This is a genomic window from Nocardioides hwasunensis (assembly GCF_014779665.1).
Classification (GTDB): domain Bacteria; phylum Actinomycetota; class Actinomycetes; order Propionibacteriales; family Nocardioidaceae; genus Nocardioides; species Nocardioides hwasunensis.
In genome coordinates, this window is sequence record NZ_JACXYY010000006.1 from 284620 (window position 1) to 299048 (window position 14429).

12 protein-coding genes are annotated in these 14429 nt (G+C 73.0%); 8 read left to right on the forward strand and 4 right to left on the reverse strand.

Annotation, left to right across the window (positions count from 1 at the left end; genetic code table 11):
- Positions 1 to 31 precede the first annotated feature (31 nt).
- From leuS to holA, 5 genes are all read left to right on the forward strand, one after another.
- Positions 32 to 2533 carry a leucine--tRNA ligase gene (leuS, locus tag IEZ25_RS15900; RefSeq protein WP_191200418.1) on the forward strand — a complete coding sequence of 834 codons (2502 nt, stop codon included), beginning with the start codon at positions 32 to 34 and terminating at the stop codon, positions 2531 to 2533.
- Positions 2534 to 2561: 28 nt separating this feature from the next.
- Positions 2562 to 3431: a DegV family protein gene (locus IEZ25_RS15905; protein ID WP_191200419.1), complete on the forward strand. Its 870-nt coding sequence runs from the start codon at positions 2562 to 2564 to the stop codon at positions 3429 to 3431.
- A 91-nt stretch (positions 3432 to 3522) separates the two neighbouring features.
- A complete protein-coding gene (locus IEZ25_RS15910) occupies positions 3523 to 4383 on the forward strand; it encodes a ComEA family DNA-binding protein (protein WP_191200420.1) in 861 nt (286 codons plus the stop codon).
- Positions 4384 to 4395: 12 nt separating this feature from the next.
- Positions 4396 to 6663 (forward strand): ComEC/Rec2 family competence protein, encoded by a 2268-nt coding sequence (locus IEZ25_RS15915; protein ID WP_191200421.1) that lies wholly within the window; start codon positions 4396 to 4398, stop codon positions 6661 to 6663.
- Between the two features lie 12 nt (positions 6664 to 6675).
- Complete coding sequence (gene holA / locus IEZ25_RS15920) at positions 6676 to 7662, forward strand: DNA polymerase III subunit delta (protein ID WP_191200422.1); 987 nt, start codon at positions 6676 to 6678, stop codon at positions 7660 to 7662.
- 222 nt (positions 7663 to 7884) lie between these two features.
- Here holA and rpsT read toward each other — a convergent pair whose 3' ends face one another.
- The 3 genes from rpsT to IEZ25_RS15935 all read right to left on the reverse strand — a co-directional run bounded on the left by rpsT (position 7885) and on the right by IEZ25_RS15935 (position 10262).
- Positions 7885 to 8145: a 30S ribosomal protein S20 gene (gene rpsT / locus IEZ25_RS15925; protein ID WP_191200423.1), complete on the reverse strand. Its 261-nt coding sequence runs from the start codon at positions 8143 to 8145 to the stop codon at positions 7885 to 7887.
- Between the two features lie 213 nt (positions 8146 to 8358).
- The gene (locus IEZ25_RS15930) at positions 8359 to 9303 is read right to left on the reverse strand and encodes an aminoglycoside phosphotransferase/kinase family protein (protein WP_191200424.1); all 945 of its coding nucleotides are present in this window, start codon (positions 9301 to 9303) and stop codon (positions 8359 to 8361) included.
- Entirely contained in the window at positions 9300 to 10262 is a 963-nt protein-coding gene (locus IEZ25_RS15935) for a protein kinase family protein (RefSeq protein WP_191200425.1), read from the reverse strand. Before IEZ25_RS15935 ends, IEZ25_RS15930 begins: the two co-directional genes overlap by 4 nt.
- A gap of 140 nt (positions 10263 to 10402) precedes the next feature.
- On the opposite strand from IEZ25_RS15935, the gene IEZ25_RS15940 reads away from it, so the two are divergent.
- On the forward strand, positions 10403 to 10933 hold the full coding sequence (locus tag IEZ25_RS15940) for a GNAT family N-acetyltransferase (protein WP_191200426.1): 531 nt from the start codon (positions 10403 to 10405) through the stop codon (positions 10931 to 10933).
- A gap of 63 nt (positions 10934 to 10996) precedes the next feature.
- Here IEZ25_RS15940 and IEZ25_RS15945 read toward each other — a convergent pair whose 3' ends face one another.
- A complete protein-coding gene (locus tag IEZ25_RS15945) occupies positions 10997 to 11920 on the reverse strand; it encodes a DMT family transporter (RefSeq protein ID WP_191200427.1) in 924 nt (307 codons plus the stop codon).
- Between the two features lie 109 nt (positions 11921 to 12029).
- Between IEZ25_RS15945 and lepA the strand changes: the two genes are divergently transcribed.
- Both lepA and IEZ25_RS15955 read left to right on the forward strand, forming a co-directional pair.
- On the forward strand, positions 12030 to 13904 hold the full coding sequence (gene lepA / locus IEZ25_RS15950) for a translation elongation factor 4 (protein ID WP_191200428.1): 1875 nt from the start codon (positions 12030 to 12032) through the stop codon (positions 13902 to 13904).
- Positions 13901 to 14395, forward strand: coding sequence for a HutD/Ves family protein (locus IEZ25_RS15955; protein WP_191200429.1), 495 nt, complete (start codon positions 13901 to 13903; stop codon positions 14393 to 14395). Before lepA ends, IEZ25_RS15955 begins: the two co-directional genes overlap by 4 nt.
- The last annotated feature ends 34 nt before the right edge of the window (positions 14396 to 14429 follow it).

Below are 14429 nucleotides of genomic sequence, written 5' to 3' on the forward strand. Positions count from 1 at the left end.
TCGGGAGCAGGACCTACCAGGAGCGAGAGAGATGAACCCCGAGCAGAGCACCCCCGAGTCCGGCCACGGCGAGACGGCGACGTACGACATCGAGGCCACCGAGGCCAAGTGGCAGCGCGTGTGGGAGGAGCTCCAGCCGTTCCGGGCCGACGACGACAGCCCGCGCGAGAAGCGCTACGCGCTGACGATGTTCCCCTACCCGAGCGGTGACCTGCACATGGGTCACGCCGAGGTCTTCGCGCTGCACGACGTGGTGGCGCGCTACTGGTGGCAGCGCGGCTACGAGGTGCTCAACCCGATGGGCTTCGACTCCTTCGGCCTGCCGGCGGAGAACGCCGCCATCCGCAACGACGAGCACCCCGACACCTACACGCGCGCCAACATCGCGCGCTCGATCGAGTCGTGCCGGAAGTACGCCGCGTCGTTCGACTGGACGCGCACCTTCAACACCAGCGACCCGGAGTACTACCGCTGGACGCAGTGGCTGTTCCTGGAGTTCTTCAAGCGCGGGCTGGCCTATCGCAAGAACAGCCCGGTCAACTGGTGCCCCAACGACCAGACCGTGCTGGCCAACGAGCAGGTCGTCAACGGTGCGTGCGAGCGCTGCGGGGCGGAGGTGACCAAGAAGGAGCTGACCCAGTGGTACTTCAAGATCACCGACTACGCCCAGGAGCTGCTGGACGGCCTGGACGAGCTGGAGTCGACGTGGCCCGACCGCGTCGTCACCGCGCAGCGCAACTGGATCGGCCGCTCGGAGGGCGCCCACGTCACCTTCGCGCTGCACACCGCGTCGGGTGAGCGCGACATCGAGGTCTACACGACCCGGCCCGACACGCTGTACGGCGCCACCTTCATGGTCGTGGCGGCCGACGCCGCGCTGGCCGCCGACATCGTGCACCCCGACCGTGCGCAGGCGCTGGAGGACTACCTGGTCGAGGTCCGCAAGGCCTCCGACATCGACCGCCTGGCCACCGACCGACCCAAGACCGGCGTCGACCTGGGCATCACCGCGACCAACCCGGTCTCCGGCGAGCAGGTCCCGGTCTGGGCGAGCGACTACGTCCTGGCCGACTACGGCACGGGCGCGATCATGGCGGTGCCCGCCCACGACCAGCGCGACCTGGACTTCGCCCGCGAGATGGGCCTGCCGGTGCGGCGCGTCATCGACGTACCCGGCGCGGAGGACCCGGAGGAGTCGGGCGTCGCGACCTCGGGGGACGGGGCGTACGTCAACAGCGGTCCGCTGGACGGGCTGAGCGACAAGGCGTCTGGCATCCGCTCGATCATCGAGCGGCTGGAGGCCGACGGTCGTGGCTCCGGTGCGGTCAACTTCCGCCTGCGCGACTGGCTGCTGAGCCGCCAGCGCTACTGGGGCGCTCCGATCCCGATCATCCACTGCCCGGTGGACGGCGAGGTCCCGGTGCCCGAGGACCAGCTGCCGGTCACGCTGCCGATGCTGAAGGGCGCCGACCTGAAGCCCAAGGGCACCTCTCCACTGGGCGGGGCGACCGACTGGGTCAACGTCGCCTGCCCGACCTGCGGCGGCCCGGCGACGCGCGACACCGACACCATGGACACGTTCGTCGACTCGTCCTGGTACATGTTCCGCTACTGCTCCCCGCACGACGACACCCAGGCGTTCGACAGCGCGAAGGTCAACGCCTGGATGCCGATCAACCTGTACGTCGGTGGGGTCGAGCACGCCGTGCTGCACCTGCTCTACGGCCGGTTCTTCACCAAGGTGCTGAACGACATGGGCCTGGTCGACTTCCGCGAGCCGTGGTCGGCCCAGCTGAACCAGGGCTTCGTGATCAACCAGGGCAAGAAGATGAGCAAGTCGCTGGGCAACGGCGTCGACCTGGGGGACCAGCTCGGCGCCTTCGGCGTGGACGCGGTGCGGCTGACCCTGGTCTTCGCCGGTCCGCCGGAGGACGACATCGACTGGGCCGACATGAGCCCCGCGGGGTCGCTGCGCTTCCTGCAGCGGGCCTGGCGACTGTCGGGCGACGTCACCTCGGCGCCCGACGTGGACGTCACGACCGGCGACGTCGCGCTGCGGCGGACGACCGCACGCACCGTGCACGACGCGGCGGGGCTGGTCGAGACCTACCGCTTCAACGTGGTGGTGGCCCGGGTGATGGAGCTGGTCAACGCGACCCGCAAGGCCATCGACTCCGGGTGCGGTCCGGCCGACCCGGCGGTGCGCGAGGCCACCGAGGCCGTCGCGATCCTGCTGTCGCTGGTCGCGCCCTACACCGCCGAGGAGATGTGGGAGCGGCTGGGCCACCAGCCGACGGTCGCCCGGGCGGGCTGGCCGGTCGTCGACGAGGCGCTGCTGGTCGAGGACACCGTCACCGCGGTCGTCCAGGTCAAGGGCAAGGTCAAGGGCCGGCTGGAGGTGTCGCCCGACATCTCCGAGACCGACCTGGAGGCCGCCGCCCTGGCCGACGAGGCCGTGCAGCGCGCAATCGGCGGCGCGGTCGTGCGCAAGGTGATCGTGCGTGCGCCGAAGCTGGTCAACATCGTCGTGTGACGCTTCCGCCTGCCGTTAGGGTCTCGACATGCCTCGTGTGGTGGTCGTCACCGACTCGACCGCGAGCCTGCCCGCCGAGCTGGCGGAGGCTCGCGGCATCCGCGTCGTGCCGCTGCAGGTGGTGATCGGGGCGCGCGTGCTCGACGAGGGACCTGGTGGCGCGACGCCCGAGGTGGTCGCGGAGGCGCTGCGTGACTTCGTGCCGGTCAGCACCTCACGGCCGGCGCCGGCGCTCTTCGCCGACCTCTACCGCTCCCTCGGGGCCGACGGGGTCGAGGAGATCGTCTCGGTGCACCTGTCCGGCGAGATGAGCGGGACCTTCGAGTCCGCGCAGCTCGCCGCGCTCGAGGTCGACCTGCCGGTGCACGTGGTCGACTCCGGCCAGGTCGGGATCGCGACCGGCTTCGCAGCCCTGACCGCGGCCGACGTGCTGGACGCGGGTGGGTCCGGCGAGGACGCCGCCAATGCGGCCCTGGCCCGCGGCGAGGCCGCCTCGTCGCTGTTCTACGTCGACACCCTGGAGTACCTCCGCCGGGGCGGGCGCATCGGCGCCGCCGCCGCGATCTTCGGCAGTGCGCTCTCGGTGAAGCCGCTCCTGGAGATCGCCGACGGTCGGGTGGTGCCGCGCGAGCGCGTGCGTACGGCCTCGCGTGCCCTCGCCCGGCTGGCCGAGCTCGCGGTCGAGGCCGCCGGCGAGGAGTCGGTCGACGTCAGCGTCGCCCACCTCGCCAACGCCGAGCGCGCCGAGGAGCTCGCGACCGCGCTCACCGAACGCCTCGCCGACGGCCTCGAGGGCCGCGAGGTGATGTGCGGCGAGCTCGGCGCCGTGCTCGGCGCCCACGTGGGCCCGGGCATGGTCGCGGTCTGCGTCTCGCCGCGTCCGCCCGCCTCGCCCTGACGCCCCTGGTGGACCCACACCGGCGCGCGGCTGTCCACAGATGGGCGTTCCGGTCTTTCGGAGGCCCGTAGGACGTTCCTAGCGTGGGGACATGCGCCGATCGCCGTCGTCCTCCGAGCACGCCGAGGCGGTGTCGCGACGGCTGGCGACGCTGAGCGCCGAGCTCGCCGCGGTGTGGGAGGGGAGCACGGCGCCCGACCTCGACGGGCACACCCGGGTCCGACCGCGACCCGACGACGAGGCGCCGGTGCCGCCACCCGTGGTGGTCCCGGTCCCCGGGCGGCACGCCTCGCGGCGGATGCGGATCGGCGGCCTCCGGCTCGGCCCGGTGCACCTCGCGGTCGTCGCGGTGGTGGCGGCCGTCGCCGTGGGACTGGCGTCGTGGTGGGCGGTCCGCGACCAGGCGGAGGTGGTGCCGCTCGACCCCGCAGGCGCGCTCACCTCGCCCGAGGAGTCACCCGAGCCGCTCACGGAGGTGGACCGGGCGGAGCCCGACGGCTCGACGCCCGACCCCACCGGCGAGCTGATCGTCGACGTCGCCGGCGAGGTACGCCGCCCCGGGATCGCGGTGCTGCCGGCGGGGTCACGGGTGGTCGACGCCCTCGAGGCGGCCGGGGGAGCCCGGCGCGGGGTCGACCTCACCGCGCTCAACCTGGCCCGGCCGATCGTCGACGGCGAGCAGATCCTGGTCGGGGTGGCACCCGCCCCCGGCGTCGCAGGCGGCGTCGGCTCGACGCCGGACGCGTCGCCCGCGGGTGGCTCCCTGGTGAACCTCAACACCGCCGACGAGGCGGCGCTGGACACCCTTCCGGGCGTCGGTCCGGTCACCGCTGCCGCGATCTTGTCGTGGCGGGACGCCAACGGCGGTTTCACGTCGGTGGACGAGCTGCTCGAGGTGAAGGGCATCGGCCCGGCCACCCTCGAGGAGATCGCCCCCCTCGTGACGATCTGATCCGACCGAGCCGTGCCCGACCTGCGCGCGGTCGCCCTCGGTGTGGGCGCCTGGATCGGTGCCCTCCTCGTCCTGCTGCTCCCGGGGCGGGTCGCCCTGGCGACGGTGCTGGTGCTGGTCGTCGCCTGCGTCGGGCTGATGCTGGGACGGACGATGGCCCTCGCCTGGCTCGGGCCCCTCGCCGCCCTCGTCGCGGTCGCGGGCGTCGCCGCGCTGCAGCAGACGGTGGTGGCGACCTCGCCGCTCGCGCGCCTGGCCGACGACGGCGCGGTCGTCACGCTGCGGCTCGCGACCACCTCGGACGTACGCGTCGTGGCAGGGCAGTACGGAGACCTGCAGATCGCGCGGGCGACGGTCTCGCGGGTCGAGGGACGCGGCACGGCGTGGACGCTCGACGCGCCGGTGGTGCTGATGGCGGGGGAGGACTGGCCGCGCCTGCCGCTCGGCACGACGCTCGAGACGACGGCCAGGCTCGTCCCGGCCGACGACGGCGTCGCAGCACTGGTCCGACCGATGGGCGACCCGCGGGTGGTGGCCGAGCCCGACGTGTGGTGGGACGCCGCCACAGCCGTACGCCGGTCGGTGCGGGCCGCGGTCGCCGGACGTGACGTGGACGCCCGCGAGCTGGTGCCGGCGCTGGTGGTCGGCGACGACGGCGGGATGGCGAGCGACCTCGCCGACGATTTCCGCACGACCGGCCTGACCCACCTCCTCGCGGTGAGCGGGTCGAACCTGACGATCGTGGTCGGCGCGGTGATCATCCTCGGTCGCTCGCTCGGTGTGCGGGGGCGGCTGCTGCACGTGCTCGCGGCCCTGGGGATCGCCGGCTTCGTGCTGACCGCACGCACCGAGCCCAGCGTCGTACGCGCTGCCGCGATGGGCACCGTGGCCCTCATCGGCATGGGGACCAACGGCCGGTCGCGGGGCACCCGCTGCCTGGGGGTGGCGGTGCTCGTCCTGCTGCTCCTGTGGCCCCGGCTGGCGACCACCGCGGGCTTCGCGCTCTCGGCGATGGCGACGGCCGGCATCCTGCTGCTCGCGCCGGTGTGGCGCGACGCCCTGATGCGGTGGACCCCGCGCTGGGTGGCCGAGGCGGTGTCGGTGCCGCTGGCGGCGCAGGTGGCGTGCACGCCGGTCGTCGCCGGCCTCTCGGGGCAGGTGAGCCTGGTGGCGGTCGGCGCGAACCTGCTGGCGGCGCCTGCCGTGGCCCCGGCCACCGTGCTCGGTCTCTCCGGCGGGCTCATCGGCCTGCTCTGGGCGCCCATCGGTGTCGTGGTGGCGGCACCCGCGGCGTGGTCGGCCGGCTGGATCATCGCGGTCGCGCGCTGGGGCGCGGACATCCCGACCGCGGCGGTCGACTGGGGCACGGGCCCGCTGGCGATGGTCGGACTCACCGCGCTGTGCCTGCTCTCGGTCCCGCTGGCGCCGCGGGTCCTCGGCCGGCCCGGATCGACGCTCGCCTGCACCGGGCTCCTCGTCGTGGTGATGCTGGTCCGCCCGCCCTCGCCGGGATGGCCGCCGGACGGCTGGGCGCTCGCGATGTGCGACGTGGGCCAGGGCGACGGGCTCGTGCTCAGGTCCGGGCCGCGGTCGGCGGTCGTCGTCGACGTCGGCCCGGACCCGGCGCTGATGGACGCCTGCCTCGACCGGCTGCGCGTCACCTCGGTGCCGCTGGTGGTGCTGACGCACTTCCACGCCGATCACGTGGACGGGATGGCCGGGCTGCTCGAGGGTCGCGACGTGGGGGCCATCGAGTCCACCGGCCTGCTCGAGCCGGCCGGTGGCGTCCGGGTGGTCGAGGAGGCAGCCGGACGCGACCCCGGCATCGCGGCGTACGGCGAGACGCGGCGGTTCGGGCAGGTGACCCTGCAGACGGTCTGGCCCCGGCCCGGCGCCGGCGGCGGTGGCGCCGGCGAGAGCGAGCCCAACAACGCCAGCGTCGTGCTGGTGGCGGAGGTCGAGGGGATCCGTGCGCTGCTGACCGGCGACGTCGAGCCGTCGGCCCAGCGCGCGATGTCACGCGACCTGGCCGGGCTGCAGGTCGACGTGCTCAAGGTGCCCCACCACGGCAGCCGGCACCAGGACGTGGACTGGCTCACCTCCCTCGGCGCGCGGCTGGCACTGGTCTCGGTGGGGGAGGACAACGACTACGGCCACCCGGCCGCCGACCTGCTGGCGGCGCTGGCCGGCTCGGGTGCCCGGGTGTGGCGCACGGACCTCTCCGGCGACGTGGCGGTGGTCGTGCGGGACGGCGAGGTCGGTGTCGTCACCCGTCGATAGAGTGGGCGCACCATGGCACGCACCCCCACCGCCGCGCAGGTCCTCGGCCACGTCGTCCTCGTGACGGGCAAGGAGGAATACCTCTCCGCGCGCACGGTGACGTCCGTGCGCGAGGCGGTCCGGGCCCACGACGCCGAGGCGGAGCTCGCCGACTCCCCGGCCTCCGACCTGACCCTGGCCTCGCTGGGCGAGATGTCCGCGCCCTCGCTGTTCTCCTCGATCCGGTGCGTGGTCGTGCGCGGTCTCGAGGACCTGCCCGACGAGTCCGTGGACGGCCTGCTCGCCTACTGTGCGGCTCCGGCCGAGGACGTCGCACTCGTGCTGGTGCACTCCGGCGGCCAGAAGGGCAGTGGGGTGCTGACCAAGCTGCGCAAGCTCGGTCCGGTCACCGAGGTGAAGTCGGAGGAGGTCCGCGCCAGCGAGATGCCGGGCTTCGTGAGCGCCGAGGTCGCCTCGCACGGCGCGAAGATCGACGCCGACGCGGCGACCTTCCTGGTGCAGGCCGTGGGCACCGACCTGCGCTCGCTCGCGGCGGCGGCCGACCAGCTCACCCATGACTTCCACGGCGAGCCGCTGACCGTCGAGAAGGTCCAGCGCTACTTCGGTGGCCGGGCCGAGGCCAAGTCGTTCACCGTCGCCGACGCCGCCTTCGCCGGTCGGCGTGCCGTGGCGCTGGAGGAGCTGCGCTGGGCCCTGGACTCCGGGACCTCGCCGGTCCTGGTGACCTCGGCCATGGCGGCCTCGGCCCGGAGCCTGGCCCGCTACCTCGGCGCCTCCCGCGGAGCGCGCGACGCCGACCTCGCCCGCGACCTCGGCGTACCTCCCTGGAAGGTGCGCACCGTCCGCGACCAGTCACGCTCGTGGAGCACCGAGGGCATCGCGCAAGCCGTGCGAGCGGTCGCCGTGGCCGACGCCGACATCAAGGGGCAGGCTCACGACGCGTCCTACACGCTCGAGCGGCTGGTGCTCACCGTCGCCGGCCTGCGCGAGGCCCGCTGACCCGCTCGGTCGTCGGGCGGCACGGCGACCGCGCCACGACGCCCGCCCGGAGCGTCATGGCCGGTGGTCGTCGGCGCAGCCGGTCGCCATGACGCCAGCTCGGTACGTCATGGGCGCCGGTCGCGGGAGCGGCCGCCCGCCATGACGTCGGCACTGCGGGAACGGCGCCCTGAAATGCGAAACACCCGCCACGTGGGCGGGTGCTCGGCGGGAGGACCGGACTCAGAGAGCGGCGGTCTTCTTGGCGATCGACGACTTGCGGTTCGCGGCCTGGTTGGCGTGGATGACGCCCTTCGAGGCGGCCTTGTCGAGCGCCTTCATGGCGTCGCGGCCGGCGGCGGTCGCCGCGGCCTTGTCGTCGCCCTCGGACAGCTCGCGGAAACGGCGCACGGCGGTCTTCAGGCGCGACTTCACGGCCTGGTTGCGCTGGCGCGCCTTCTCGTTCTGCTTGTTGCGCTTGATCTGGGACTTGATGTTCGCCACGTGTGGATCCTCGGATGCTCGAACTGGTCAGGACAGAAGTCTGTGCTTGTCGGCTGCCTGGCAACCCCCCGCTCGCGAGAGTGAGGGTCGGGTGCCGGACATGCAGGGATGAACACTACCGTCCGGCGCGGCGGGCGCCCAAATCGTGCTGGAGCGGTGAGCGAGGCACGATCTCGGGCCGCGGATCCTGCGCCACGCACCGCTCGCTCACGCTCAGCGGCCGGTGCGGCGGGCGACCGCCCCCAGCATGCGACGCGACTCGGTCCGGCGGAAGTCCCGCAGCGTCGGCAGGTTGACGTCGACGGCGGTGACGGAGCGCTCGGCCAGGTGGGCACCGAAGCCCGCCAGGAACGCGGTGACCACGTCGTCGCCGACCTCGCGAAGCGCGGGGGAGTCGGCGATCGAGGTGTCGAACCACGGCTCCTCCATCCGCTCGAGCCGCACCAGCAGGGGATCGGCCCATGCGGGCCCGCGCGCTGCCATGCCCCAGTCCACGAACACCACGTCGCCACCCGGACGGCGCAGCAGGTTGTCGACACGGATGTCCCAGTGGACGACGTGCTCCATCGGCCGGTCGGCGTGCTCGCGCAGCACCGCCGCCCAGCCGTCGGGGTCGTCGCGCAACCAGTCCGGCACCGGCACCTCCGGCGGCGCGTCGGGCAGCCCCGCCAGCGAGTCCGCCCAGACCCGGAACCGGTGGCCGACGTCGACCAGGTCGACGCCGTCGGGCGCCCCGCGCTCTTGGAGAGCTGCGGAGAGGCGATCGGTCCCGACGAGCACCGCCTCGAGCTCGGCGGGGTCGGTGAAGTCGGGGTGCCGGCCCTCGACGTCCTCGATCAGGAGGGCCACCCAGGCCCCGTCGTCGTACGACGCCAGCAGCCGCGCCCAGAGCCCGTGCTCGCCGAGGTGCTGCAGGACGCCGACCTCGCGGCGCAACAGGTCCGGGGTGTCGGGGTTGAGCTCGGCGCCGACCGCCTTGACGAACGCCCGGGTGCCGTCGGCGCAGGTGAGCCGGGTGGCGCACCCGGGCGACATCCCGCCGACCTGCTCGGCGGTCCCCACCACCGCGGAGCCGAGGGTCCGCTCGACCCAGTCGCGCACGGGGGCGGGCACCTCGTCGTAGGCGAGGCGTACACCGACCGCGCGCGGCGCCGTCACGACCAGCCCCGCCGCTCCGCGAGCCAGTCCCAGCACACCTCGCCCTGCCAGCGCTGGTGGTCGCGGATGTGGGGCGAGGTCGGCGGGACCGGCAGCTCGCACTGGGTGAGGAAGTAGCCGACGTAGAGCGCGAGGTTGATGTCGAGCGCCTCGGCGTCGACGTCGCGCAGCAGGCGGCGCTCCGCGATCACCCGGTCGACGTCGATGCCCTCGCCCCGGGGAGCGATCAGGGCGGCGAACGAGTCGAACCACGCGGCGCCGCGCACCGGCCAGTTCCAGTCGCAGACCACGGCGCGACCGTCGGCGCCGATGAGGACGTTGTCCGAGCGGATGTCGGTGTGCACGAGGGTGTCGCCGCCGACCACCTCGGCGTAGCGCCGGGCGAGCGCCTCGGCCTCGGCGAGGTGGGTCGGGTCGAGGTCGGTCCGGTGGTCGCGAAGCGCGGCCCAGTGCTCCAGGAGCGGCGCGAAGTCGTCCGCGGCGGTGTCGAGCGCGAGACCGGCCGGGGGAGGGGTGAGCGCCTCGGCGGCCTGCTCGAGCGCGTCCAGGACGGCGTCGAGCTCGTCGGCCTGCCACGGACGCTGTGGCGGACGCCCGTCGACGTACTCCGTGCCGAGGACGACCCAGTCGTCGTCGAGGTGCCACAGGAGGCGCGGCGCGGGCACCGACGCGGGGAGGGCGGCGAGCTTGCGCGCCTCCTCGCGGTAGGAGTCGGCGAACACGCGCTGGGCCTTGACCGACGCCGCCTTGGCGAAGTGACGCGACCCGTCCTCGCACACCAGCACGGAGGCGAACCCGGGAGTGAAGCCGGTCGTCTGCGAGATCGCCCTGACCACCGGCGAGCCGCACTTGCGCTCGATCCATGCGCGCAGGTTCGGCGGGAGGAACTCCCACTCCAGGCGCCGGGCGGTCGCGTCGTGCGGGACGGGGTAGGGCGCGATCGGCGGACGGCGAGACATGGCGGCATCCTCCCGCACTGGTCCTGCGGCCCACGAACGGATATCTGGGGACGTGACGTACGTCAACCGGCTCCGATCCCGTCCACCACGTCCTCAGATATCGGGTGGAGGTGCGACCCTGCGCGGGCGAGACTGGCGTCATGCCCGAGCTCGTCCTGCCGACCCCGTCCGTGCGTGAGTCTTTCCTCGAGGCGATGGACGAGTTCGTCGCGGAGGGTGTGGAGCTGAGCCAGACGGCCGCCTGGATCGACGTCAACGCACCGGGCTGGCAGGACCCGGGGGTGTTCGCGACCTTCGTCGGGGCCGTGCGGGTCGACGCGCAGGAGGACAACCCGCGCCCCGAGTGGCACGTGCCCTGCACGACGCTCTGGTGGATCGACGGCGAGACCTACCTGGGCCGGCTCGCGATCCGGCACCGGCTCAACGACTTCCTCCTCGACGTCGGCGGGCACATCGGCTACGACGTACGCCCGACCCGTCGCCGCGAGGGGCACGCGACCGCGATGTTGCGGGCCGCCCTGCCGTGGGCCGTCGGCCTCGGGATCGACCCCGCGCTGGTCACCTGCGACGACGACAACGTCGGCTCGACCAGGGTGATCGAGGCGGCGGGCGGGGAGCTCGAGGACGTGCGGGGGATCAAGCGCCGCTACTGGGTCCCCACCTCGGGGTAGTCCAGTGGCAGATGGTCGTGAGATCGCCGCCGCGACAGCCGCCTGTCACTGGACTACCCCGGCTCAGGCCGGGGGTGGCGGTGCGGCCGCGGGAGCCTCGGGCGTACGACGCGTGCGCGTCGCGGCGCCGACGCCGACCACCGCGACCGCGAGCCCGACCAGCTGGGCCACCGAGAGGGTCTCGTCGAGCACCAGCCAGGCGGGGACCGCGGTCACCGGCGGGCTGAGGAAGAACAGGCTGGCCGCCGCACCCGACCCACCGCGCAGGACGAGCAGCGACAGCAGCACGAGCCCGATGATCGAGTTGACGATCGCGAGGAACAGGACGGCCGCGACCGCCCGCCCGGTGTCGGTGACGGGCCACGCGCCCTCGGTCGTCCACCCCAGCACGAGCATCGGGGGCGCCGACACCGCGAACTGCACCGCCGCCGACCACAGCAGGTCGGGCTGCGCGCCGATCCATCGCTGACCGAGGGTGCCGAGGCTGAGGGTGAGCATGCTGAGGCAGCCGATGCCCACCGCGATCGGGCCGCCGGCGTGGCCGAGGTCGGCGCCGAGGACGAGCAGCACGCCGAGGACGCCGACGACGAACCCGCCCACCTGCAGCGCCGAGATCCGCTCCCCGAGCAGGACCGCGGCGAGGATGGCGGTCAGCACCGGGCTGAGCGCGTGGAACAGCGACGCGAGGGTGGCGCCGAGACCCAGGTCGAAGGCGACGTACATCATCCCGAACATCAGGGCGTTCATCACCAGCCCGACGAGAGCCACACGGCCCAGGACCGCGCGGTCCATCCGCGTCGGACGCCGCAGGGCCAGTGCGAGACCGGCAGCCAGGACCGCGGCGACCACGAAGCGCCAGCCCAGCACGGAGAACGGCGCGGCGGCGTGCACGGCGGCGGGGCCCGAGATGTAGCCCGACGACCAGACCAGGACGAACGCGCCCGCCGGGACCAGCGGCAGTCGCAGCGCATCGGTCCGGGAGGTCACAGAGGCGCACGCTAGCGGGCACGGCGGGCAGGCTCGTCGCCGGTTCGGTGGGGCGTGGTCAGCGTGGAAGAATGATCCGACCCCGCCGTCGTACAGCCGAAAGTAGTCCGTGAGCCTCAAGAACGCGCCGCAGCCAGGCTCGACCGACCCGTCGATCATCCGCAACTTCTGCATCATCGCGCACATCGACCACGGCAAGTCGACCCTGGCCGACCGCATGCTGCAGCTCACCGGCGTCGTGGACGAGCGGGCGTCGCGCGCGCAGTACCTCGACCGGATGGACATCGAGCGCGAGCGCGGCATCACGATCAAGTCCCAGGCGGTGCGGATGCCGTGGACCGTCCCGGCCGACAACGCCGCGGGTGCCGAGCCCGGCACCTACGTGCTCAACATGATCGACACCCCGGGCCACGTCGACTTCACCTACGAGGTCTCCCGCAGCCTCGAGGCCTGCGAGGCCGCCGTCCTGCTGGTCGACGCGGCACAGGGCATCGAGGCGCAGACGCTCGCCAACCTCTACCTCGCGATGGGCGCCGACCTCCACATCATCCCGGTGCTCAACAAGATCGACCTGCCCAGCGCCAACGTCGAGAAGTACGCCGCCGAGCTCGCCGGCCTGGTCGGCTGCGAGCCCGAGGAGGTGCTGCTCACCAGCGCCAAGACGGGCGTCGGGGTCGAGGCACTGCTCAACGAGATCGTGAAGCAGACCCCGGCGCCGGTCGGCGACGCGGACGCGCCGGCGCGCGCGCTGATCTTCGACTCCGTCTACGACACCTACCGCGGCGTGGTGACCTACGTCCGGGTCGTCGACGGCAAGCTCAGCCACCGCGACCGGATCAAGATGATGTCGACCAACGCGGTCCACGAGATGCTCGAGGTGGGCGTGATCAGCCCCGAGCCCGTGAAGGCCGGCGAGATCGGCGTCGGCGAGGTCGGCTACCTGATCACCGGCGTGAAGGACGTCCGCCAGTCGCGCGTCGGTGACACGGTCACCTCGCAGCACCGCGGCGCGACCGAGTCGCTCGGCGGCTACAAGCACCCCAACCCGATGGTCTACGCCGGCCTCTACCCGATCGACGGCGACGACTACCCGACGCTGCGCGACGCCCTGGAGAAGCTCCAGCTCAACGACGCGGCGCTGACCTACGAGCCGGAGACCTCCGGCGCGCTGGGCTTCGGCTTCCGCTGCGGCTTCCTCGGCCTGCTCCACATGGAGATCACCCGCGACCGCCTCGAGCGCGAGTTCAACCTCGACCTCATCTCGACCGCGCCCAACGTGGTCTACGAGGTCGCCCTCGACGACGGCACCGAGGTCGAGGTGACCAACCCGAGCGAGTACCCCGACGGCAAGGTCGCCGAGGTCCGCGAGCCCGTCGTCAAGGCGACGATCCTCGCGCCGTCGGACTACATCGGCACGATCATGGAGCTGTGCCAACTCAAGCGCGGCAACCTGCAGGGCATGGACTACCTCTCCGAGGACCGCGTCGAGATGCGCTACACGCTTCCGATGGGCGAGATCGTCTTCGACTTCTTCGACCAGCTGAAGTCGCGCACCAAGGGCTACGCCTCGCTCGACTACGAGCGCTCCGGGGAGCAGGCCGCCGACCTGGTCAAGGTCGACATCCTGCTCCAGGGCGAGCCCGTCGACGCGTTCAGCGCGATCGTGCACCGCGACGCCGCCTACTCCTACGGCGTGATGATGGCCGGCAAGCTCAAGGACCTCATCCCGCGCCAGCAGTTCGAGGTGCCGATCCAGGCCGCCATCGGAGCGCGCGTCATCGCCCGCGAGACCATCCGCGCGATCCGCAAGGACGTCCTCGCCAAGTGCTACGGCGGTGACATCAGCCGCAAGCGCAAGCTGCTCGAGAAGCAGAAGGCCGGCAAGAAGCGGATGAAGAACATCGGCTCCGTGGAGGTGCCGCCGGAGGCCTTCGTCGCCGCGCTCGCGACCACGCAGCCGGCGGAGAAGTCCGGCAAGAAGTGACGCTCGTCCGCGCGGCCGACGTGACCCCGCAGCCGTGGGCCAACGGAGGCGGTACGACGCGTGAGCTGGCGTGGGCCGACGACGGGGCGTGGCGGATCAGCCTGGCCGAGGTCGCGGGCGACGGACCGTTCTCGACGTTCGCGGGGCGGCACCGGCTGCTCACCGTGGTCGACGGCCCGGTCCTCGACCTGTCCGTCGACGGCGAGTCGCACGTCGTCGAGCCCGCACGCCCGTTCGCCTTCTCCGGCGACGCCGCCGTCCTCGCCTCGGTGCCCGAGGGTGCGGTGGTGGCACTCAACGTGGTCGTCGACCCGATGGTCGTGTCCCCGTTCGTGACCGTCCTCGAGCTCGGTCGGGGCTCGGCCCTGCCGCTCGCCGCCGACCAGGCGGCGTACGTCGTCACGGGCGAGCAGCGCGGCTGCCTGGTCGTGGGTCCTGACGAGGTCGCCGGGCGATGCGCCATCGCCGTCGTCACCCTCGAGCGCGGCTGAGGCGATCCGCCGACCAATCCGGCTGCCGACGCGG